This window comes from Streptococcus sp. oral taxon 431 (assembly GCF_023110115.1).
In the GTDB taxonomy this organism is placed as follows: Bacteria; Bacillota; Bacilli; order Lactobacillales; family Streptococcaceae; genus Streptococcus.
The window spans coordinates 87,553-111,889 of the sequence record NZ_JALDVP010000003.1 but is presented as its reverse complement, the minus strand read 5'-3'; the positions used below and the strand labels follow the sequence as shown (position 1 = coordinate 111,889).

General features: G+C 40.2%; 18 protein-coding genes and 1 pseudogene. 3 read left to right on the top strand and 16 right to left on the bottom strand.

Features of this window, described 5'->3' with window-relative positions:
• Position 1: 1 nt before the first annotated feature.
• The 3 genes from M1F91_RS05710 (at position 2) to M1F91_RS05700 (ending at position 2,438) form a co-directional block, all read left to right on the top strand.
• Positions 2-934: a metal ABC transporter substrate-binding protein gene (locus tag M1F91_RS05710; RefSeq protein WP_075567913.1), complete on the top strand. Its 933-nt coding sequence runs from the start codon at positions 2-4 to the stop codon at positions 932-934.
• A 120-nt stretch (positions 935-1,054) separates the two neighbouring features.
• Positions 1,055-1,549 (top strand): thiol peroxidase, encoded by a 495-nt coding sequence (tpx, locus tag M1F91_RS05705; RefSeq protein WP_247912963.1) that lies wholly within the window; start codon positions 1,055-1,057, stop codon positions 1,547-1,549.
• Positions 1,550-1,787: 238 nt separating this feature from the next.
• The gene (locus tag M1F91_RS05700; protein ID WP_070677619.1) at positions 1,788-2,438 is read left to right on the top strand and encodes a metal-dependent transcriptional regulator; all 651 of its coding nucleotides are present in this window, start codon (positions 1,788-1,790) and stop codon (positions 2,436-2,438) included.
• Positions 2,439-2,478: 40 nt separating this feature from the next.
• Here M1F91_RS05700 and dtd read toward each other — a convergent pair whose 3' ends face one another.
• The 16 genes and pseudogenes from dtd to M1F91_RS05620 all read right to left on the bottom strand — a co-directional run bounded on the left by dtd (position 2,479) and on the right by M1F91_RS05620 (position 24,207).
• A complete protein-coding gene (gene dtd, locus M1F91_RS05695; RefSeq protein WP_225750111.1) occupies positions 2,479-2,922 on the bottom strand; it encodes a D-aminoacyl-tRNA deacylase in 444 nt (147 codons plus the stop codon).
• Positions 2,923-2,952: 30 nt separating this feature from the next.
• The gene (locus M1F91_RS05690; protein ID WP_247912962.1) at positions 2,953-5,169 is read right to left on the bottom strand and encodes a bifunctional (p)ppGpp synthetase/guanosine-3',5'-bis(diphosphate) 3'-pyrophosphohydrolase; all 2,217 of its coding nucleotides are present in this window, start codon (positions 5,167-5,169) and stop codon (positions 2,953-2,955) included.
• Between the two features lie 144 nt (positions 5,170-5,313).
• Positions 5,314-6,444: a sn-glycerol-3-phosphate ABC transporter ATP-binding protein UgpC gene (ugpC, locus tag M1F91_RS05685; protein ID WP_074324849.1), complete on the bottom strand. Its 1,131-nt coding sequence runs from the start codon at positions 6,442-6,444 to the stop codon at positions 5,314-5,316.
• A gap of 112 nt (positions 6,445-6,556) precedes the next feature.
• Entirely contained in the window at positions 6,557-7,426 is an 870-nt protein-coding gene (locus M1F91_RS05680) for a PucR family transcriptional regulator (protein ID WP_247912961.1), read from the bottom strand.
• 3 nt (positions 7,427-7,429) lie between these two features.
• Positions 7,430-7,816, bottom strand: a complete 387-nt coding sequence (locus tag M1F91_RS05675; RefSeq protein ID WP_004251273.1) for a Mini-ribonuclease 3 — start codon at positions 7,814-7,816, stop codon at positions 7,430-7,432.
• The gene (cysS, locus tag M1F91_RS05670) at positions 7,809-9,152 is read right to left on the bottom strand and encodes a cysteine--tRNA ligase (RefSeq protein ID WP_247912960.1); all 1,344 of its coding nucleotides are present in this window, start codon (positions 9,150-9,152) and stop codon (positions 7,809-7,811) included. Before cysS ends, M1F91_RS05675 begins: the two co-directional genes overlap by 8 nt.
• A 43-nt stretch (positions 9,153-9,195) precedes the next feature.
• On the bottom strand, positions 9,196-9,957 hold the full coding sequence (locus M1F91_RS05665) for a nucleoside phosphorylase (RefSeq protein WP_247912959.1): 762 nt from the start codon (positions 9,955-9,957) through the stop codon (positions 9,196-9,198).
• A gap of 34 nt (positions 9,958-9,991) precedes the next feature.
• A complete protein-coding gene (gene cysE, locus M1F91_RS05660; protein ID WP_004251281.1) occupies positions 9,992-10,609 on the bottom strand; it encodes a serine O-acetyltransferase in 618 nt (205 codons plus the stop codon).
• A gap of 14 nt (positions 10,610-10,623) precedes the next feature.
• The gene (gene pnp, locus M1F91_RS05655) at positions 10,624-12,846 is read right to left on the bottom strand and encodes a polyribonucleotide nucleotidyltransferase (RefSeq protein ID WP_247912958.1); all 2,223 of its coding nucleotides are present in this window, start codon (positions 12,844-12,846) and stop codon (positions 10,624-10,626) included.
• A gap of 339 nt (positions 12,847-13,185) precedes the next feature.
• The gene (gene metF, locus M1F91_RS05650) at positions 13,186-14,046 is read right to left on the bottom strand and encodes a methylenetetrahydrofolate reductase [NAD(P)H] (protein WP_247912957.1); all 861 of its coding nucleotides are present in this window, start codon (positions 14,044-14,046) and stop codon (positions 13,186-13,188) included.
• 62 nt (positions 14,047-14,108) lie between these two features.
• Positions 14,109-16,358: a 5-methyltetrahydropteroyltriglutamate--homocysteine S-methyltransferase gene (gene metE / locus M1F91_RS05645; RefSeq protein ID WP_247912956.1), complete on the bottom strand. Its 2,250-nt coding sequence runs from the start codon at positions 16,356-16,358 to the stop codon at positions 14,109-14,111.
• 243 nt (positions 16,359-16,601) lie between these two features.
• Positions 16,602-16,964 carry a TIGR02328 family protein gene (locus M1F91_RS05640; protein ID WP_247912955.1) on the bottom strand — a complete coding sequence of 121 codons (363 nt, stop codon included), beginning with the start codon at positions 16,962-16,964 and terminating at the stop codon, positions 16,602-16,604.
• A complete protein-coding gene (locus M1F91_RS05635; RefSeq protein ID WP_247912954.1) occupies positions 16,948-17,352 on the bottom strand; it encodes a YbgA family protein in 405 nt (134 codons plus the stop codon). The genes M1F91_RS05640 and M1F91_RS05635 overlap by 17 nt, the downstream gene beginning before the upstream one ends.
• A 254-nt stretch (positions 17,353-17,606) precedes the next feature.
• Positions 17,607-21,260 carry an AAA family ATPase gene (locus M1F91_RS05630; protein WP_247912953.1) on the bottom strand — a complete coding sequence of 1,218 codons (3,654 nt, stop codon included), beginning with the start codon at positions 21,258-21,260 and terminating at the stop codon, positions 17,607-17,609.
• Between the two features lie 207 nt (positions 21,261-21,467).
• Positions 21,468-22,187: pseudogene (locus M1F91_RS05625) on the bottom strand (type I restriction-modification system subunit M); the annotation flags it as partial.
• 178 nt (positions 22,188-22,365) lie between these two features.
• On the bottom strand, positions 22,366-24,207 hold the full coding sequence (locus M1F91_RS05620) for a P-loop NTPase fold protein (protein WP_247912952.1): 1,842 nt from the start codon (positions 24,205-24,207) through the stop codon (positions 22,366-22,368).
• Positions 24,208-24,337: the final 130 nt, after the last annotated feature.

The window sequence follows — 24,337 nt, the reverse complement described above, 5'->3', positions numbered from 1 at the left end:
AATGAAAAAATTAGGTACATTGCTTGTTCTTTTTCTTGCTATCATTGGATTAGCTGCCTGTGCTAGCGGAAAAAAAGACACAGCATCTACAAACCAAAAACTAAAGGTTGTAGCAACTAACTCTATCATCGCTGATATTACTAAAAATATCGCAGGAGACAAGATTGATCTTCATAGTATCGTGCCTGTAGGACAAGATCCACACGAGTACGAGCCACTACCAGAAGACGTCAAGAAAACTTCGCAAGCCGACTTAATTTTCTACAATGGTATCAACCTTGAAACAGGTGGAAATGCCTGGTTTACAAAATTAGTTGAGAATGCTAAGAAAACTGAAAACAAAGACTACTTTGCAGTTAGTGAAGGCGTTGATGTCATCTACCTAGAAGGGGAAAATGAAAAAGGGAAAGAAGACCCACACGCTTGGCTCAATCTTGAAAATGGGATCATCTATGCTCAAAATATTGCTAAGCAACTCATCGCCAAAGACCCTAGCAACAAGGAATTCTACGAAAAGAATCTCAAAGAATACACTGAAAAACTAGACAAGCTTGACAAGGAAGCCAAAGAGAAATTTAACGCTATTGATGCGGACAAGAAACTCATCGTAACCAGCGAAGGATGCTTCAAATACTTCTCTAAAGCTTACGGTGTCCCAAGTGCTTACATCTGGGAAATCAATACTGAAGAAGAAGGAACACCTGACCAAATCAAGACTTTGGTTGAAAAACTTCGCCAAATGAAAGTTCCATCACTATTTGTTGAATCCAGTGTCGATGATCGTCCAATGAAGACTGTTTCACAAGACACAAATATTCCAATTTACGCACAAATCTTTACTGACTCAATTGCTGAAGAAGGTAAAGAAGGTGACAGCTACTACAACATGATGAAATACAACCTTGACAAGATTTCTGAAGGTTTGTCAAAATAATCCATTAAAAAACGTCAGTCACCATGAATTGGCGTTTTTTGTCTATTTAAATTTCGGTCAAATTATTGGAAGAGTCTGAACATTTAATGTAAAATGAAAGAAAAAAGATTGGAGTAGCTTATGACTACATTCCTTGGAAACCCTGTTACGTTTACAGGAAAACAACTACAAGTCGGAGACAAAGCACTTGATTTCTCTCTCACAACGACTGACCTCTCTAAAAAGACACTGGCTGACTTTGAAGGCAAGAAAAAGATTTTGAGTGTCATCCCTTCTATCGATACAGGCATCTGCTCGCTACAGACTCGTCGCTTTAACCAAGAATTGGCTAGCTTAGACAACACTGTTGTCCTAACGGTATCTATGGACCTTCCATTTGCTCAAAAACGCTGGTGTGGTGCTGAAGGAATTGAGAATGCCATCATGCTTTCAGACTACTTCGACCACTCCTTTGGACGCGATTACGCCCTCTTAATCAATGAGTGGCATCTGCTTGCACGCGCAGTTTTTGTTCTCGATACCGATAATACCATCCGCTACGTTGAATACGTAGACAATATCAACAGCGAACCAGATTTTGAAGCCGCTATTGCTACTGCAAAAGAACTCAACTAAGTCCAGCTCTTGTAGCAATAGAGAGGGGGACAGAAATCGGTCATTCGTTAGAATTCGATTTCGTCGTCCCACCTCCGCACAGTTGAGTAGGGCTATAAAAGCTGATGAAATCAGCGTAGTAGAGTCCACTCAACCACTGCGTCTTGCTCGACAATCCAAAGACAATTGAGAGGCTAGGACTTTTGTCCCAGCCTCTTTTTTGGTATACTAGATGGAGATAATAAACAAGGAAATGCGAATGACACCAAATAAAGAAGACTACTTAAAATGTATTTATGAGATTGGCATGGATGTTCCTAAGATTACCAATAAGGAAATTGCTGCTCGAATGCAGGTATCTCCTCCAGCTGTAACTGAAATGATTAAGCGCATGCAGTCTGAAAATCTCATCTTAAAAGATAAGAAAAAAGGATACTTGCTAACCAATATTGGGCTAACACTTGTATCAGAACTTTATCGTAAACATCGTCTGATTGAGGTTTTTCTGGTCCACCATCTAGACTATACCAGTGACCAAATTCATGAGGAAGCTGAAGTATTAGAACATACCGTTTCAGACTTTTTTGTAGAGAGATTAGAAAGTATGCTAGGTTTCCCAAAAACTTGCCCTCACGGTGGTACCATTCCTGCTAAAGGAGAGCTTTTGGTTGAAATCAACAACCTACCACTATCAGAAACCAAAGAAGCTGGAACCTATCTCCTAACTCGGGTTCACGATAGCTTTGATCTCCTAAAATATCTGGAAAAACATGCCATCAATATCGGAGACAAACTCCAAGTTCAACAGTTTGATGATTTCTCTAATACCTTTACTTTAATTCACAACAATGAAGAACTCTTGGTAAGTCTAGAAATCGCCAAACAGCTCTATGTTGAAAAGATGAACTAAATCCGTCACAAAAAAACCAAGCTAACAAGCTTGGTTTTTCTTATCTATTTTTGGTATCAAGGATGATAGTTACCGGCCCATCATTGACCAGTTCTACCTGCATATCTGCTCCGAAGACACCTGTTTCAACAGGAACCTCTTTGGCTAGTTCCTTGTTAAAATCTTGATAGAAGGCCTCAGCAATATCAGGTTTGGCAGCACCTGTAAATGCTGGACGATTGCCTTTTTTGGTATCAGCAAACAGAGTGAATTGAGAGATGGAGAGAATTTCTCCTTGGATATCCTTAACAGATAGGTTCATCTTGCCTTCGTCATCCGAAAAGATCCGCATATTGACCAGCTTTCTGACTGCATACTCCAAATCCTCTTGCTGATCCTCAGGTCCAACACCCACTAGGAGCAAGAGACCTTGTTTGATTTGAGCATGAATCTGCCCCTCAATAGAAACCTGAGCTTGCTTGACTCGCTGAACGATGATTTTCATAGAAATCCTTTCTGACTGTATCGATCATACTTAACCATTGGTCCGTTTGACTGAGTAGACTTCTGGTACACTCTTAATCTTATCAACCACAGTTGTCAACATTGAAAGGTTAGAAATTCCAAAGGATACATGGATATTGGCAAATTTCATATCCTTGGTTGGCTGGGCGTTAACCGTTGAGATATTCTTAGTTGTATTGGATAGGACTTGCAAGATATCATTCAAAAGACCAGAACGGTTGAGTCCATAGATGTCGATATGAGCCATATATTCCTTGGTTGAGAATTGGTCTTCCCATTCAACATCTAGCAGACGTTGCTCATAGTTTTCCTGTGAACGAAGGTTCATACAGTCCACACGGTGGATGGCAACTCCGCGACCTTTGGTAATATAACCAACGATATCATCACCTGGAACAGGGTTACAACATTTGGCAATCCGGACCAAGAGCCCAGAAGCACCTTGGATGACAACACCACCCTCATGCTTCACTTTAAGCGTGTCCTTGTTCTCTACTTTGACTTCGCCACCCTTGACCAGTTCTTCTGCTTCTGCCTTAGCCTTGGCACGCTCTTCTTCACGACGTTCTTTTTCCGTCAAACGGTTAAAGACAGTGATGGCTCCGATTTCTCCAAAACCAATGGCTGCAAAGAGAGCTTCTTCTGTCTTGTAGCTGGTTTTTTGAAGAACTTCATCCATGTGGCGCTTGTCCATAAATTTATTGGCCACATAGCCGTTTTCTTGGAGCTGACTAATCAGCATTTCACGGCCTTTATTGATGGACAATTCTTTATCTTGGTTTTTAAAGAACTGACGAATTTTGTTACGGGCTTTGCTGGTCTTAACCATATTGAGCCAGTCACGGCTCGGTCCAAATGAATTTGGATTGGTGATGATTTCAACCTGGTCACCCGTTTTCAGCTTGGTAGTCAAAGGAACCATACGGCCATTGACCTTGGCACCAGTTGCTTTTTCCCCGATCTTGGTATGAATCTCATAGGCAAAGTCAATCGGTCCCGAATCCTTTGGAAGAGAACGAACCGCCCCATCTGGAGTAAAGACATAAATCTCTTCTGCCAGATAGTTTTCTTTGACCGTATCTACAAATTCCTTGGCATCATCCGCCTGGTCTTGGAGTTCCATCATCTCCTTGATCCAGTTCATCCCAATGGCAGATTCTTTACTATTAACTTGACCTTTCATTCCTTTTTTGTAGGCCCAGTGAGCCGCAACCCCGTACTCAGCAACCTCGTGCATTTCCTTGGTACGGATCTGGAACTCAATTGGTCCTTTTGGTCCATAAACAGTCGTATGGATAGACTGGTACCCATTGGCCTTACGATTGGCAATGTAGTCCTTAAAACGTCCTGGCATTGGTTTCCATAGCTCATGAACGTAACCTAACATGGCATAGACATCACTCTGAGTATCTAGGATACAGCGAATGGCAATCAGGTCATAGATTTCCTCAAAGCGTTTTTTCTTGTCCTGCATTTTACGGTAAATAGAGTAGATATGCTTAGGACGGCCATAGATTTTTCCTGTAAGATTGCGCTCAGATGAATACTCCTCAAGCTTCGTCACAACTTCATCGACCAAGGCTTCACGTTCTTGACGTTTCTCCTTCATCATATGAGTTATCTTGTAAAACTCTGTCGGATTGAGGTAACGGAAGGATAGATCCTCTAGTTCCCACTTAACACTTGAAATCCCCAGACGGTGAGCAAGTGGTGCGTAGATTTCCATGGTTTCTCGGGAAATACGTTCTTGCTTGTCCTTACGAAGATGAGTAAGGGTACGCATATTGTGCAGGCGGTCAGAGAGTTTTACCAAGATAACGCGAATATCCTCTGACATGGCCATAAGCATCTTGCGGTGATTCTCAGCCAACTGCTCTTCTATAGACTTGTATTCGACCTTACCAAGCTTGGTAACACCGTCTACAATCACTCGAACATCATGGCCAAACTCGCGCTCTAAATCATCCAAAGTAGCATCTGTGTCTTCTACCACGTCATGCAAAAAACCACAGGCAACAGTGACAGCGTCCAACTTGAGCTTAGCCAAGATACCTGCTACCTGGATAGGGTGGATAATGTAAGGCTCGCCTGATTTACGATATTGGCCACTATGGCACTCTACAGCATAAACCAAGGCCTTATGGACAAAAGCCACATCTTCTTTCGATAAATATTTTTGCGTTAAAGCGACGACTTCATCGCCAGAATAAATTACTTCTTTTGGCATGCATACTCTCCAGTTCTTCCTACCATTTTAACACTTTTTAGTGAATAAGAAAACTAGTAAAGTCTCCTTCTATCTGAGTTTCTAAACTTTATAAAAAAACACTACTAGAAAAACTCTAGTAGTGTTGTTTTATTCAAATCTATCTTAGTAAACTGTCTTTTCAGTTTCAACGTCAAAGAAGTGAGCTTTATTCAAGTCAAATCCAAGTTCCACAGTCGCACCAGCTTGCAAGTAGTCACGTGCGTCAACTTTAGCAACGAATTCATCTTTACCAACTTGGCAGTATAGGTGAGATTCTGAACCAAGCAATTCTGATACAGAGATAGTTGCTTTCACAACTGATTCTGGGAATGTTTCAAGGAAAGCAGGTTCTGCGTTCACGTCTTCTGGACGGATACCGAAGATCAATTCTTTACCTTCGTAACCTTTATCGCGAAGAACTTTCAAAGCACCTTCTGGAACTTTCAAGTTAAAGGCATCACCAACGATGTGGTCACCGATCAATTTTACGTTGATGAAGTTCATAGCTGGGCTTCCGATAAATCCTGCTACGAATTTGTTAACTGGGTTTTTGTAAACTTCTTGAGGAGTACCGATTTGTTCAACACGTCCGATAGTACCAGTACCAGCAGGGTTTTTAGTTGCTGACATGATAACGATACGGTCTGCAAGTGTCATCGCTTCTGTTTGGTCGTGAGTTACGTAGATAGTTGTAGCTCCGATACGACGGTGGATTTTAGCGATTTCAGCACGCATAGATACACGAAGTTTTGCATCCAAGTTTGACAAAGGTTCGTCCATCAAGAATACCTTAGCGTCACGGACGATCGCACGACCCATGGCAACACGTTGACGTTGACCACCTGAAAGGTCAGCTGGTTTACGATCCAAGAATTCTTTCAAACCAAGAATTTCTGCTGCTTCTTGTACACGTTTGTCGATGTCGTCTTTGCTGTATTTACGCAATTTCAAACCGAAAGCCATGTTATCGTATACAGTCATGTGTGGGTAAAGAGCGTAGTTTTGGAATACCATGGCGATGTCACGGTCTTTTGGAGCTACGTCATTGACAACAACGCCATCGATAGATGCAGTACCTTCTGTGATATCTTCAAGACCTGCAATCATACGGAGAGTAGTTGATTTACCACATCCTGAAGGTCCTACGAAAACGATAAATTCTTTGTCTTTGATGTCCAAGTTGAAGTCTTCAACTGAATAGTGCTCGCTGTTTGGATATTTTTTGTAAATGTTTTTAAGATTTAATTCTACCATTTCGGTGAACTCCTTTTATTTTTGATAGTTTTATTATAAATGAAAACGCTTTACATTTCTATGGCAAGGTGACCAAAAAAATAAAAAAGTTCTGTGCAACTTGCACAAAACTTTAAATAATATCTGGTAAAATCAATTGATAACACAAGGTCAAATCTGTCAATTCTTTCAACTGAAGTCCTGTCAATTCTTCCCATTTATCAATCTTGTATTGGAGAGAATTGCGGTGTAGATAGAGCTGCTGTGCTGTTTTAGTTAGGACCGCACTATTTTCCCATAAGGAGAGAATGATTTCCTGAATTTGATCCTGATCCAAAATCATCTGGTGGAGATAATCTTTGATCAAACCAAGATCCACCATTTGTTCACCCATACTCCAAAGGTAGAGCTGAGAAAACGTGTGGAATCCTTGATGACCTTGACGCCACCAATTTTTGAACAAGTCACGTTCTGCTTTGATGAGATCTGTCAAACTCTGATTTCCTGTTTGCGACCAAACCTGCCCCAGCATGATGGATAAGCGAACACCAAAGTCGTACTCTACGGCTTCCAAGGTATCCATCAAGATAGACCGAACAGAAGTATATTTGTCCTGTTGGAGAACAAATAAGTAATCCTGAGCTCCCACCTGAAGCACTGTCTCGCAATTAGGAAAGAGGGTTCTCATCATATCCAACCAAGAAGTCAAGTTTTCCTGTTGGTAATAGGAAAGGTGACAATAGACAACTTGTAGCTTTTTAAAACTTTGCGGTGCTTGTCCCTTGCCCTCAATCAAATAACTATACCAAGGATTGAGCGAGATCGTCTGTTCCTGCTGAGTTAAGAGGGCGACCAACTGTTTCTCACGTTCACTTAGTCCAACTTCCTCCAGTAAAATCCACTGTTGCGAGGAAACTGGTAGCGTAAGAAAACCTTTCTTATCAATTGGCTGGTCTACGATTTGAGCTTGTGGAAACCAATCTAGTAATTCTTTTGCAATCATTTCCTAGCCCTCCACTTTTTGGATACACCAAGAAATCAAGGTTTCAAGGCGCTCCACATTTTCGGTCATATGAAGATAACCCATGACAGCTTCAAAACCCGTAGACATACGGTAGGTGACAACATCTGCATTCTTTGCCTTGGTATGGCTATTGGTATTGCGACCACGTTTGTAGATTTCTTCTTCTTTTTCCGTTAGGACTTCTTCTTCCAGCATGAGGGAAATCAAGCGTGCCTGAGCCTTGGCCGATACATACTTGGTAGCCTCTTGGTGGAGTTTATTGGGCTTGGTCATGCCTTTTAGGATGAGGTGACGGCGAATATACATAGAATACACCGCATCTCCTTCAAAGGCTAGAGCAATCCCGTTAATGAGATTGACATCAATCACGTGTCCACCTCACTCCATCCTTGGTATCCAGTAGCTTAATTCCTTGAGCAGCCAATTGGTCACGGATTTGGTCTGCTGTCGCAAAGTCACGATTAGCACGCGCATCTTGACGTTTTTGGATTAAGGCTTCAATTTCTGCATCCAAAACTTCCTCGACAAAGACAATACCAAAGACTTCTAACATGGCCGCAAGAGCTTCCTTAACACTCGCATCATAGTTGCCGGAGTTGATCCATTTGGCCATTTCAAAGACTACTGTGATACCATTGGCAGAGTTAAAGTCCTCATCCATAGCCGCTACAAACTTATCTTTAAAGTCTTGCAACTCTTGAGCATCGACAGTCCCAGTAAATGGTTGTTCATAGGTATTTTTCAGATACTTGAGATTGGTCTCGGCATCCCGCACTGCTTTTTCTGTAAAGTTGATTGGCTTACGGTAATGCTGAGTGGCAAAGAAGAATCGAAGAACTTGCCCATCGATGGTTTTGAGGGCATCATGGACAGTAATAAAGTTGCCCAAGGACTTGGACATCTTGACATTGTCGATATTGACAAAGCCGTTGTGCATCCAGTAGTTGGCAAAAGTCTTACCTGTTTTAGCTTCTGACTGGGCAATTTCGTTGGTATGATGCGGAAACTCTAGGTCAGCTCCACCACCGTGGATATCAATAGTATCACCTAAAATCTCTGTCGACATAACCGAACACTCGATATGCCAGCCCGGACGACCAGGTCCCCAAGGACTGTCCCAAGAAGTCTCGCCTGGCTTGGCAGATTTCCAGAGGGCAAAGTCCACAGGATTTTCCTTACGTGCCGTTTCTTCATCTGTTCGACCTGAAGCACCCAACTCCAAATCTTCCAGGGTTTTATTAGCCAACTTAGCATAGTTGTGAGATTTTTCCACACGGAAGTAGACATCCCCCTGGCTCTCATAGGCATAACCTTTTTCAATCAAGTCTTCCACAAAACGAATGATGTCAGCCATAAACTCTACTACACGTGGATGGCGAGTCGCAGGTTTCACGCCCAAGGCCGTCACATCCTCACGAAAGGCCGCGATGTACTTGTCCGCTACTTCTTGAGGTGTGATACCTTCTTCCCTGGCACGGTTGATAATCTTATCATCCACATCCGTGAAATTGGAAATATAGGCAACTTCGTAGCCACGATATTCAAAGTAGCGACGAATGGTGTCAAAAGCCACCGTCGATCGTGCATTCCCCACGTGGATATAGTTGTATACCGTAGGCCCACAGACATACATCTTGACCTTGCCGTCCTCAATTGGGACAAAATCTCGCAAATCACGAGACATGGTGTCATAGATTTTAATCACTCACTGACTCCTTTCTGTGTCTTGTTTATCGTAAAGAGTCGTTTCAATCCAACTCTCTAGCAATTACTAATGCTATATCAAAGAAAGTCATAGCATCTGCTTTTCTTTCTTCGTATCTTGCATCCCACTCATGATTATGATGGTCAACATAATCAGCTGTATAAAAAAATTGATAAACTTTTGCTTGTCGAAATTGTGCCCAAGCCATGATTGCTGAGGCTTCCATATCTACAACAGTCGCACCTGCTGCTAGTCTGCGTTTGACCTTATCAGCTGTTTCACGATAGAAAGCATCTGTGGTCCAAGCCTTTGTTCGAATGTGCTCAATATCAGATTTGTTTAAAGCTTCTTCTATGGTTAAGAGTAGAGTTTCATCATAAGCTATCTCATCACTTGCAGGAGCGTAATGGTAACTTGTACCTTCATCACGTAGAGCTGAACTTGGTAGGATAATCTTATCTGCCTGAATAGACTTATCTAGAACTCCGCAAGAACCCAAAACAATAAAGTTCTTAAATCCTCTTGCTTTGAGTTCTTCTAAGAGTCCAACAACCATCGGGGCTCCAATCGTAGCTATAGCAACTGCTACCTTACTCCCATCTTTTTCATAGATATACCATGGAAATCTACCATTTAGATTGGTTAGATAGCCACCTTCGTAAACATCTTCAAACTGCTTTACTCGTTCAACGATTTCTCCATTAAAAGATAAAATAATCGTATCACAGATTTCTCCACCACTAAGGAGGCTTCGATCAGTTGGCTCGATAACAGCAGGTACATTTTCAAATTCTTCTAATAGCATCGGCCTAACCTCCTAATTAAAGAGTCACTTCTCATTACAAACCAGACGACCTGTGACTGGCTTCTCTAGCATGCTCAAGTTTATTGACGTAGTATTCACGTTTTTCTTCGACTTCGTGAATGGTTGGTTCATCCTTTTGCCCATGTACTCGGACAATCTTAGCAGGAATGCCAACAACCGTCACATCACTAGGAACATCTGCTACAACAACCGCAGCGGCACCGACTTTGGCATTTTCACCGATTTCTACAGGTCCGATAACTTGGGCATGAGCAGAGATAAGAGCTCCTTTGCGAACAGTCGGATGGCGTTTACCACTATCCTTACCTGTCCCACCGAGAGTCACTCCGTGGTAGAGAAGAACACCTTTTTCAACGATAGCTGTCTCCCCAATCACAAGTCCTGCTCCATGGTCAATAAAGACACCTGATTCGATCTGAGCTCCAGGGTGAATCTCTATCTGTGTCCAAAAACGCCAAAACTGGCTGTGCATACGAGCTAAAAGCTTAAAGCCATGTTTCCAGAGAAAATGAGAGAGACGGTGAGCAGCCAAGGCTTTGACACCCGGATAGGTCAGCAAGACTTCCAAGGTAGTGCGAGCCGCTGGATCATTTTCTTTTACGATATCAATGGTTTCACGCCACCATCCCATACATTTCTCCTTTCTTATTCTGAGTCTTTTGGTGTTTCTGTAGTTTCTTTCTTAGGTTTGTGGTCCTTGTGGTGGTGACGAGGACGATCGCCATGACGATGACCTTTTTCCCCTTTTTCTTCTGAACGTTCAGGTTTTGGCGGACGTGGCAAGAGTGCCTTCATAGAAGCATCTACACGACCTTTTTCATCGATCTTAATAACTTTCACATCGACAAAATCACCAATTTGAACTAAATCTTCTACATTATTAGTACGAGTCCAAGCCATTTCAGAGATGTGAACGAGGGCATCTGTCTTGTCAAAGAGGTTGACAAAGGCACCAAATTTCTCGATACGAACAACTTTGGCATGGTAGACTTCGTCCACTTTGGCTTCACGAACCAAACCAGCAATGATTTCTTTAGCACGGTTGATAGCATCTTGGTCGCTAGAGTAGATAGATACGTTACCTTCTTCGTCGATATCAATCTTAACGCCTGTTTCAGCGATGATCTTATCGATGGTTTCTCCACCTTTACCGATGACAATCTTGATCTTGTCCACATCAATCTTGATGGTATCAATTTTCGGAGCTGTTGGAGCCAATTCTGGACGAACTTCTGGAATAGTAGCTTCAATGACATCAAGGATTTCAAAACGAGCTTTCTTGGCTTGAGCAAGAGCTTCCGTCAAGATTTCTGCAGTGATCCCTTGGATCTTGATATCCATCTGAAGGGCTGTAATACCGTCGCGAGTACCTGCAACCTTGAAGTCCATATCTCCAAAGTGGTCCTCCAAACCTTGGATATCTGTCAATACTGTATAGTTGTTTCCATCTGAGATGAGACCCATAGCAATCCCTGCTACCGGCGCCTTAATTGGCACACCACCAGCCATAAGGGCAAGGGTGCCGGCACAGATAGAGGCTTGAGATGAAGAACCGTTTGATTCCAATACTTCTGCTACCAAACGAATCGCATATGGGAATTCTTCCAAGCTTGGCAATACTTGAGCAAGAGCACGCTCCCCGAGAGCACCGTGACCAATTTCACGACGACCAGGTGCACCGTAACGACCTGTTTCCCCTACAGAGTATTGAGGGAAGTTATAGTGGTGCATAAAGCGTTTCTTGTACTCTGGATCCAAACCATCGATGATTTGAGTTTCGCCCATTGGCGCCAAAGTCAAGATAGAAAGAGCCTGAGTTTGTCCACGAGTAAAGAGACCTGAACCGTGCACACGGGGAAGGAAGTCAACAACCGCATCCAAAGGACGGATTTCATCGACCTTACGACCATCAGGACGAACCTTGTCTTCTGTGATCAAACGGCGCACTTCTGCGTGTTCCATTTGTTCCAAGATTTCAGCCACATCACGCATGATACGGTCAAATTCTTCATGGTCTGCATATTTTTCTTCGTAAACTGCTGTGACTTGGTCTTTCACTGCTTGAGTTGCAGCTTCACGAGCCAATTTTTCTTCTACTTGGACCGCTTTTTGGAGGTCACTGTTGTAGGCTGTGATGATTTCAGCTTGCAAGTCAGCATCTACATGAAGCAATTCAACTTCTGCTTTTTCTTTACCAACTGCCGCTACGATTTCTTCTTGGAAGGCAATCAATTCTTTGACAGCTTCATGTCCTTTGAGAAGAGCTTCCAACATGATTTCTTCTGACAATTCTTTGGCACCAGACTCTACCATGTTGATAGCGTGCTTAGTACCTGCTACTGTCAATTCAAGAAGCGATTGCTCTGCTTGTTCTTGCGTTGGGTTGATAATGATTTGGCCATCCACATAACCTACTTGTACCCCAGCGATTGGTCCGTCAAATGGAATATCTGAGATAGAGAGCGCCAATGATGAACCAAACATAGCTGCCATTGGTGCAGATGCATTTTCATCGTAAGAAAGGACAGTGTTGATGACTTGTACTTCGTTACGGAAACCTTCCGCAAACATTGGACGGATTGGACGGTCAATCAAACGCGCTGTCAAAGTCGCATCTGTTGAAGGACGTCCTTCACGTTTCATAAAACCACCAGGAAATTTCCCAGCCGCATACATTTTTTCTTCGTAGTTGACTTGAAGTGGGAAGAAATCCCCAGTTGCCATCTTCTTAGACATAACGGCAGCAGTCAAGACAGTTGACTCACCGTAACGTACCACAACAGAGCCATTTGCTTGCTTAGCAACCTGACCAGTCTCTACGATCAACTCACGACCCGCGAAAGTCGTTTGAAACACATGTTTTGTCATTTTAATCCCCTTTGGATTGATAAAATTATACGCCTTGCCTACAAAAATCAAGATACCAAGGCCGTCAAAAGCAAAGTAAAAATAGGAAACTGACGAAGTCTTCGATGAAGACAAGACAGTTTATCTTTTTTACACAGCTTTTCGGCCGGGTTCAATTACTCAAGACATTTTGGATTTTTTGAGTTTCGTTTTCGCAACCTTTATAACCTAAATACCCTCATCTTTGTATCAAGTACGTACAGAGTCTATTTTATCATATTTTTCTTAAAAAGTACGGTCTTTTCTATAAAAAAGGAACCATTCTGCTATGAAAAGAAGAATGGTTTGCTTTTGATTATTTTAAGGTTGGTGATTGAACAAGGCATGGGTTGCTTGGTGAATGTACTGAGCAGTGTCTGCGTTGTTCATGGTGTAGAGATGCACGCCTGCTACGTCTTGCGTTACCAAGTCCACGATTTGGTCTACGGCATAGGCAAGTCCTGCTGCTCTGAGTGACTCAGGGTCATTCTCATACTTGTCCAAGATAGCCTTAAACTTACGTGGGAGATGGATATTCTCACAAGTCTTCAAAAGACGAAGAGCTTGGTTACGATTGAGGATTGGCATGATACCGGCATGAATCGGAACATCAATCCCAGCCAAGGTACATTTGTCTTGGAAATCGTAGAAACGCTCATTGTCAAAGAATAGCTGAGTGACAAGACTTGAGCATCCTGCATCCACTTTTCTTTTGAGATTTTGAATATCCGAGATTTGGTTTGGCGAATCCGGGTGCCCTTCTGGGTAACAAGCTCCGATAATATCAAAATGTGGGGCCTGTTCAGTGATAAACTCAATCAAGTCTGTGGCGTAACGGAAATCCTTCTGTGGCTCAACACCTGGAATGATATCCCCCCGAAGAGCCAAGATTTTCTGAACACCAACTTTATCCAAATCCGCAATGGTCTCAGCCACCTTGTCCTTAGTCAAATAGATAGCTGGCAAGTGAGCAATGGTTGGGATCTCCAAGTCATTTTGGATATAGTCTGCCAAACGAACCGTCGTCTCTTTGATATTAAATTTATTATTACTAGCAGTCACACTGATGAAGTGTGGTGCCAAGCCCTGCATGTCTTTCAGGGCTGCAATAATTTTGTCATTGCCTACTTCTGGGTTTGGAGGGAAAACTTCAAATGAGAGGGACGGTGTTTGACGTGACATATGTATGAACCTTTTCTAGTTGATTTCTTACTGATCAACCGTGTAGAGAGAACTGTCTTTTCTTACAATTTCTCACGCGCAGCTTTCGCAGCGTCTACAAGGCGGATCAAGCTTTCTTTCGTTTCTGGGATACCACGTGTTTTCAAACCACAGTCAGGGTTGATCCATACTTTCTTGCTTGGTACTTTGGCAAGGATGGCTTCGATGGTGTGGTCGATTTCGCCTTCGTTAGGCACACGAGGAGAGTGGATATCGTAAACTCCAGGACCCACTTCTGTCTGGAAGTTTTGAGCTTTGAGTTCGTCCAAGATTTCAAGATTTGAACGGCTAGCTTCAAATGAGATAACGTCCGCATCCATGTTGTCGATAGCTGGGATGATATCTGTAAATTCTGAGTAACACATGTGAGTGTGGATTTGTGTATCTGGTGCTACTGTTGAGTGTACCAAGCGGAAGGCTGGAATAGCCCAGTCAAGGTAGTCTTCGTACCAGTCGCTACGACGGAGTGGCAATTTCTCACGAAGAGCAGCCTCGTCGATTTGGATGATTTTCACGCCTGCAGCTTCAAGGTCAAGAACTTCATCCTTGATTGCAAGGGCGATTTGAAGAGTAGAATCCTTGATAGAGATGTCTTCACGTGGGAATGACCAGTTAAGGATGGTAACAGGTCCAGTCAACATACCTTTAACAGGTTTGTCCGTACGGCTTTGTGCGTAGCTAGACCATTTCACAGTGATTGGGTTGAGACGAGTCACATCACCCCAGATGATTGGTGGTTTAACCCCACGCATACCGTATGATTGTACCCAACCATTCTTAGAGAAGAGGTAACCTGACAAGTTTTGACCGAAGTACTCAACCATGTCATTACGCTCGAATTCACCGTGTACAAGCACGTCAAATCCAACTTCTTCTTGCCATTTGATCCATTCGTCGATAGTTTCAGCAAGGAAGGCATCGTATTCTTCTTGTGACAATTCACCCTTACGGAAGGCCAAACGTTTGGCACGAACTTCCTTAGTTTGAGGGAATGAACCGATTGTTGTTGTTGGAAGAGCTGGAAGTTTGAAAGCTTCTTCTTGGATTGCTTCACGCTCTGCAAAGGCTGGCAAACGAGTGTAGTCTGCGTCAGTCAATCCAGCGATACGTGCACGAAGTTCAGCATTTTCACCAACACGTTCAGTCGCAAAGAGTTCTTTGTTCGCTGCAAGAGCTTCTGCACCTTGACCGTTGCGGATAGCATCCAAGTCACGGATCTCATCCAATTTTTCTACTGCAAATGCAAAGTGGTTCAAGATAGCTGGTTCAAATTCTTCGTTAGCTGTTGTAAATGGCACATGAAGAAGTGAGCATGAGCTAGTCAAAACGATATTTTCAGCTGGGATTTGCTCAAGAATAGCCAAGCTCTTTTCGTAGTTGTTGCGCCAGATGTTCTTACCATTGACAATACCCGCATAAAGAGTCTTGTCAGCTGGGAAGCCACCTTTAACCAATTCAAGAGTTTTCTTACCTTCAACGAAGTCAAGACCGATCGCATCTACTGGCAATTTCACAAGGTCAGCGTAAACGTCACGAACGTCTCCGAAGTATGTTTGAAGCAAGACTTCAAGACCTTTTTTGTCAGCCAAGAGTTTGTTGTAGATGTTCAAGAAGAGAGCTTTTTCTTCTTCTGTCAAGTCTTTGACAAGAGCAGCTTCGTCGAGTTGGATACGAGTTGCACCAAGTTCAGCCAATTTCGCAAAAACATCTTGGTAAGCAGCTACTAAGCTATCTACGAAGTCTTCTGCTTTCACGCCTTCTTCATAGTCTGACAATTGAAGGAAAGTGAATGGTCCTACAAGGACAGGACGAGTGTTAAGACCAAGTTCTTTAGCTTCTTGGAACTCATCAAAGATCTTGTGACCAGCCAATTTTACTTGAGTGTCTTTTTCAAATTTAGGAACGATATAGTGGTAGTTGGTGTTGAACCATTTCTTCATCGGAAGGGCACGAACATCCCCTTTTTCTCCTTGGTATCCACGTCCCAAAGCAAAGTAGCGTTCAAGATCAGACAATTCCAAGTTTTGTACTGATGCAGGAACTACGTTGAAAAGGAAGGCAGCATCAAGGAAGTTGTCATAGTGAGAAAAGTCATTTGATGGGATTTCAGTGATGCCTTTTTCTTTGACGATGTTCCAGTGTTTTGCACGCAATTCTTTAGCAGCAGCCAAGAGTTCTTCTTCTGAGATTTCTTTTCTAAAGTATTTTTCAGTTGTAAATTTTAATTCGCGGAATTCACCCAAACGAGGGAAACCGATAATTGTAGTTGACATGTTTTGTCCTCCAAAAATTGTTGTTGAAACTATCTTAACAGAAAAGAAACTGTCTGTATAATTGTAAAAAATTAGGCTTTGATATAGTTTGAAACTATATCTCGATTTAAAAGACAAAAAAGGATTTGGAGAAGATTCCCCAAATCCTTTGGTAAATATAGATTGATAGCCTTTAAAGGTTGCTATGTTCTTCGCAAAATAATAGTGAATTGAAAACTACCTATGGCTTGTTATTAGAAAAGACTATAGGTTGATCCCCTTTTCACGGAGATTAGCCAGACACTCCTCATAGTAGGCATGCTCATGCTCGCTATAGATAGGACTGTTCAGCTTTTCCTCTGCTAAGTCTTGATAAGGAGGGCAGGTCTTGCCCCGGTAGTTCTTGTCCAGCCACTCCGGACTGACATTGTAGCCACGACGCTCCATCTCCCCCATGATCAAGTCATGATAGGCATAGAGACGATAGGGCGAGTGGGTAAAAACATAGTCCACCGTCGCATGTTTTCTGCCCCAACCATTGCCACGAAGGGCACAGCACTCTCGATGCTGCCCCAAGAGCTGAGGACGGGGAAGCTGTGAAATCAAAGCCTCATGCCAAAGTCTCATGGGAGTCTCCTTCCAGCAAGGTAGAATGTTGCAGATATGCATTTGGGTATCGTTCAAGCAAATCTCTCGTCTGAGCAATCAAGTCTTCTTTGGTGGCATGACCAGAGTGATAACGCTCCAGTAAAAACATATAGTCCTTACGCTCAGCATCAGTCGCTTTCTTTTTAAAATAGCCCCAAATATGCTGGAAGGCGTTGCAAACCTGACCCCTGTGTTCTGGAATCAGGCAGGCACGGTCAATCATCTCTTGAACCTGACTCAGCTCCACCACTTCTTGCTTGAGATACTGGCGAATGTCCTTGTAAATGTTACTGGAATGGCTCAAAACAAGGTATTTATTTTCCGCCCAGAGTTGTTGGCACTGGGATTTTTGATTAGTTTGTTCCATCTTTCTCCTTACTTTTTATCAGTTTCCAGGAAATATGGAAACAAAGTTAAATCTTAAACATGAGCGAATGGATTTTTGATGAATTTAACGTTTACTTCGTTAAATACCAGTGTAAATTTCAACTAGTAATTGAATCTGGTGTAAAACTTCTTGTTTTTTACGTTCACGAGTTCCTTGTCTACGAGTAGTCGGTGGAATAATCGAATCCAAACATATCCACTGCGATTTTATCACCGTTAGTAGAAGGGAATAAATCAACTATTTTCTATCCATTCTTTAATTTTACTCTGTATTAACATTGCATCCAAACTTCCGTCTAATCCATCCTGGGTAATTATCAAATTTCCAAGAGTTTCTGAAATTCCCACACTTTCATAATTTGCTCTTTTCTCGTCCCAACGCTTTTTATATGATTTATCTCTTAGCATTCCAAGATGCTCTAAATAAGCAGTTTTGCCTTGGTAGCGTAGAGTAAAATCAGGAATATAGGTTTTTCCATTGATATTTAATGGTTCTTCATAGAAATACTCAATTTTCATCTTATCGAGAATATTAGCCACAATTACTTCGGACTTTGATCTAACCATTTCTCCACGAATCGTTTTATGGATCAATTTTTCTTCAAAGTACCTTTTTTGTTTACTAATCTCTATCTCAATGATTTTTGGAACTTCAAATAAGTCTGTATATCGTTGTTTGGTATCCGAATACCAGTCATTCGCATACTGAACTAATTCTTGAATTGACAAATCACTTAATACAATTAGTTTTTCTCTTTGACGAGAAAACGCAGTATACAAAAGTTCTTTTGTAACAAATGAACTTTTACCATTTATGACTACTATGGTTTTTCCAAAGCTAGAACCCTGTGATTTGTGAACTGTAAGAGCATAAGCAAGTTCTAACTTAGAATCGCTATTATCACCACCAAAATCAGCTTTAGTATATGAAAATACTTTTCCTTCAAATGAGCCAAAACGGAATTTATACCAACTAGTATTCGTATCCTTTTTTCCATAGTGACTAGGGTAATCGACCATAATACCAATTTCACCATTTGCAATATATTCTTTCCCCGATGAACCATCCCAGTAATCCTTCTCACCATTTACATTAGATATGACTTTATCTCCGTAAACAATATTTTGAACAGATTGAGGACTGTTTTTTGACCATGGATAAGCATTCCATTTATCAACAATGTCTTGACGATATTTTTGGTGAAGTTGATTATTCAAATAATAGCTTCCTGCACCAATAAATTTCGTTGGAGATAGGATTTGCCAGTTTTCTATATGTTCACTAGTTGGATAGTTTGTATATTGGCCTACAGTAGCTCCCAAACTTTTATTGAAACCATCCAGATCATCTGCATTTGTCATATTTGTAATGTCTACCAATTCCTCAAAGAACACTTTTTCTAACTCGTCTAAATCGTTGTATTGAATATATTTAAGACGATTATCTGTTTGATTGTTTTGAATACGGTAAATTACATCTTTATCGACTGAATCCGAATTAGAGAATATTTGGGCAAATGATAAATCATCACCACCTGAACCTTGTCTCATCTCCGTTTTCAATGTCGCGATCTTTTCAGGATAAGCACTCTCTAAATAATGAATCAAATCGACAAATGGGCGTCCTGCTCCAATTGGGGGTAATTGATTTGGATCTCCAATAAAGATGATTCTTTCAGCATGAGAATCAACAAGCTTAAGTATGCCCCCAAACATATCTTCCGTCAGCATCGAACTTTCATCGATAATCACTGTTTTGGCAATACTCGAACTGGGTTGGCTTGGCATTTTATAAACCATTGTGTTCCAACTAAAACCCTTTGAACGAATTAAAAATTGTGCCACCGTCATAAACTCTGCTTGAACACTATTCTTCTTAAAGGCATTCTCAAGTTGAACTCTTGCTTTTCCAGTAGGGGTCAATGCTAATACTCCACCAGCTTTAATTTCTTTTGAAGAAGCAAAAATCCCCAATGCTGATGTTTTACCCGTCCCAGCTCTCCCCAACAAGACAGATATTCTAGATGATTCAAGAATCTTTAACGCTGTTGCTTTTTCATCACGAGCCAATTGATCATTTTCTTCATTATTTTCTTGGAGCTTTCCAAATTGGTTATCAATAATTTTTCTCCAATTTTGTTCACTTGATAAACTAGTTTCTAAACGGCTATTTACTATATCGACTACCAATTGTTTATAATCTTGATATTCTTTCAGTTTGATGTAAGTATTTTCCACATTAACGTGCAATTCACCTTCCTGCAAGAACTCTAGAACACCTTCAATCTTTTCTGTTTGAAAATCCGTTTTATTATCTAATGGTAATTTGTTAATTTCTTCAACAATTTGATCATAGCTGAGTAAAGTATGGCCTTGATTTACGGCTTGAACTAAAATAAATATCACCATAGCTCTAAATCGGCGTTTATCACTTTCAGTTCTCATCTTGGTTGGTTTCTTAAGAGGATACTTATTTTCCACCAACGGATTCACAAACATTGCATTGTCGATTTGAGAAATAGTAACTTGATGAATGTCCTTTTCTTTTCGTGTAAGTTCGTATAACAGGTATGGGTTTTCAATAATTTCAGCTGCATAATTTTTCAGGTTACCCCAAGCATAAATAGCTTGTTCAACAGAAAGATTCAATCGTGACAAAAGTTCAAAGAATCGAGTTTTGTTTTCATCTCTTAGTAAACCAGAAAACTCATCCTCTTTGTCAGCTAAGCTGTTATCCAATTTTTCGTTCCCAGTTTCTTTATCACCTGAAAAGAATAACTTCAATTCAGAAATCAGGTCATTTTCAGAAGTATCGACATGTTTAGCAACATCGAAACCGTATCTAACACCGAAAGCTGATAAAATCGAACCTAATCCTGGGAATATACCACGTTGATTCCAAACGCTTTTTAATTGATTATCAATATATTCAAGTTGAACATTAACCCATTCATGATTGGCTTCTTTTAGCTTGAGATTAGCTATATTTTTCAATACTGTTTTCGCTTGATTTAGCACATCAATAGCCGCATCGTAGCTGACCCATTCAGCTGCATATGAAAATTCCGATCTAAAACCTGCTGGTTCAAACAATGTGACACTCGCTACATCAAAATCAGGATGCTTTTTTGCATACTCGGAAATTTCAAGATATGGCAATAAAAAGCCATCTTTACCATCTACTCTTATTGAATGAGCTACATTTGTCTCCCAAATATAGTTTTTTTCGTCACTGCTTCCATCAGACTCATACTCATGAATTTCTACATTTGATACTATATTTCCTATTCCTGCAATTACACGCCTATTATCATCGATAAACGGAACTTGTTTGTAATATGGAAATATCAATGAATTGTGCGGACTAATTCCAGAAAAGAAGTAGTCGAAAATTCCTTTTTGGGATTCTCCATGCGATACCCACGAACTTGACCAGCTCAGCATTTGTTCTGTTTTTTCTAAGTCAAAATAAAAATTGTAATACTTTTGTTTCTCATTGGCATTATCCTTTAAAGTCCATGAAAAGGGGCGCAATAAGAATGAATAGGGCTCCATCTCGAAAGTCGTTTCTTCGAAATGATTGAACTTAACATTTCCTTTTTTATATGGGTGGTTCATCTTAAGAGCAAGCTTGGTATCACTCATGAACGCAGAGTTCTCTGTAATCCAGTTTTGCATTTTTACTGGTCCTACTTGTTCGTAATTTTTACCTTTATTTGCTTCCTCAAACTCTAAGTCACGTGATGATGCAATGTTAGGGATTACTTGAGCTGCTACATTATATCTAGGATTATTGTCAATTCGCCCAGTATAATCATTATCCTTCCATGGAATTCTTGTTGAAAAGTGTTGCACATAGTTTGTTTGTTGTTTAAGTTTCTTATCCATTAGCCTTCTCCTCCTAAATCACAATTACATAATACCTTCTATTATCATCAGGTCTCCAAAAAAACTCTCCTTTATGCTGATGTACTGTTTACAACATTTATTCTTGTAATGACTGCTCTAAACAGTACACCAACGATTCATTTTTTTGATTCTAAACTTTGATAGAAGCTCTAAAGCTCTTATATTTACTTGACTATTTGCCTGTGTCATTATTATGACACGAAACCCACATGTTGGGTCATAGACCTTGTTAATCTTATCCTTACCGACCATAACTAATCGAGCTAACAATTTAGAAACTGTCTGAGGAGTGAAGAATTCACCACCACTTTTACCAGCATTACTCGCATAGTTTGAAATCAAGAACTCATAGGCATCCCCAAAGGCATCAATATCATTTTCCTCAAAATTACCAAAGTTAATACTATTGATACCATTAAGAATATCAGAAAGACGCTTATTTTTTTCTGGAACAGTACCACCAAGGATGTTACTTCGTGTGTCCAAGTTATCAAACAAGGCTTTGATATCATCTTCTGATTTGAATCCAATTGCTGATTTTTCAATATCTTGGAAAATATTGGCTAAATCTTCATTTAGATTTTCATTTTGTGAAGCATTCTTGACGACATTCTCAAACAATTGACTTGGAAGAATAAAGAAACCCTTATCCTCAACTGTTCCTGGTTTGAAATCTCGCTCAGCTTCTTGATCACTTAATTCAGCATAACGGAATTCTAAGTCTCCAGCCTCATGTTCTGCATGGTCAAAATAGTCTGCCATATGCTCAGAAATAAAACGATAGAATAGAATTCCAAGTATGTACTGCTTGAAATCCCAACCGTCTACAGCTCCACGCACATCATCAGCAATCGCCCAAATTTTACGGTGAAGCTCCTTGCGCTCTGCATTTTCTTTACTTGCCATTTTTACTTTCCTTAATTAATGTATTATCCTTTCTATTTTATCATATTTCAAGAAAAACCACTCGCCCTGAATAGAGCGAGTGGGAGCGAAATTTAACACAAAAAAAGGGTACAAGCATGAAGGATATTACTAAAAGGAGAACATACTAACCAATTATCCTTTAAAACTCATAGATTACCTACCAGTATTCCCTATCTATTTTCTCCTCGAATGTAAATCCTTTAGCTTCCAATTGCTCAAGTTGCGGCTGAATCTTTTCAATGACAGACTTATTCTTTTTCATTTTATCTTGATTTTCATACATCATAAGAAAATATTTTTTGTTTCTAGGAACAACATCAAAACAGTAATAACCCAATCCATTTGAAAGAATTCCTAAGATTTTCCAAAATGACAAAAATTCCTTATCCTCAAAACACTCTATTGCATTCCATATGTTGCTATCCCATGTGTTAAATTCCTCAAATTTATTAACTACACTAAGATAGGTCAAGAGGAAGAAATCTTTTCGTCTTAGCTTAGTGAAATTTTTATTATTAATTTCTAAGTTTGAATAGTGACGTCCCAAATCATAGAAGGTCAGCACTCTATGTTTTTCCATAAAATAAAGTATCTCAGACGGATCCAAACCTTCTTTTCTCAGAATACTTTCCCAGAAATTCACAATTCTACCTATTATTTCTTCACTTAAAGGACTATTCCTCTCATATCGGGGAATTTCTTCATTTAACTTTTCTGCAACAATATAGTCCATTGCAGGGCTATTATAAGATTTCAGAGATTCTTGTATGGTAATACGTAGTAGTTTAGCTTTCTGATTTTCAGAAAATGATTTATATTCACTTGAAAGATATTGATAAAAATCAGTCTTATGATTCCCCTCTCTTAGTTCTCTTGATAATTCCTCACTATCTGTCTCAAGTAATGTATCCAATTCCTCTTTTGTACGATTTAGAGATTCTTCATAAAGAAAATAGGCCGAGCTATTCATTTTATAGCTTGGTGGATATTGGGTAAGATCTGATTGTTGAATGTCGGACAGTATTTCTTGTATGCTTCGACCAAACTTGAACAGCCATGTAAAACTAGTTTTTTCATCATCCTTGACTTTTATTTCTTCAGCCTTTAATAATTGTTTATATAATTCAGGATAAAAAAGGTAGGTATAGATAATCCAAAGTTGCTGTTCCTCCTGAACATGTCCTAGTTTCCCCCTTGAAAAGAATTCTTGATTGACATAGTCATTAAAATGATTTCTATCTCGCAAGTTTCTATTTTCAAAGCTGAACCTTCTCCAAAAATCATCTGACAATCTCGTACTAAATTTCTTTCCTAGCAAGTCAAAATAATCTTGCCAAATATTTGATGGATGAAGAACAAATGGTAGCTCTATTCTTCTATCAATTATTTTAGAAAGAAAATTATTGTCTTTAAGATGTACTTTCTCAATGTCTCCTACAAAGACAATAGGAAGCTTGTCATTAAGAAAGCTAAAAATTTTATAACTCTCCTCTTGTTGCTTATTAGACATTCGGTCAAAATCATCAATAACTAGAACTTTTCGAGCTAATGACAAACACTCAAATGTTAGCAAACGACTGTAAAAACCATCAGATTTGACTTTGAAAAATTGGTAAACACCCACACTCAAAGCTACGATTCCACCAACTGAAACCACCCAATAACCAAAGAACTTGCTTAGACCTAAATCAACTACATTGGTCATTAAGATAGAAACTGCGACACATAAAACTATGAAAATCCTTAAAAAGCTATATACCAACGGGTGTAATTTTGAAAAAACAATCTCAATCGTTGAGCGGTTATCGCTTAATCTCCAAAAATCTATCGTAACTAATTTTTTATTAGTATTCCTACCAACTTCAACTAGAAATTCTGTTTTCCCAGAACCCCAGTTCCCATTTAAGAAATAAGTTTTATTTTCTTCAAGTAATTTAGCGACATTTTTAGCTGCTACGGAGGTATCAATGTGCTTTAATGTAATGAATCTATCATCCATAGTATCTCTTTCTAAAAAAAAAATTTTATAACCTTATACTTTCCCTAAAATTATACCACGAATCCACCAAAAAGCGCCTTTAGATAATAATATATCCAAAAGCATATATTTTAATCCTGATACACGTGTA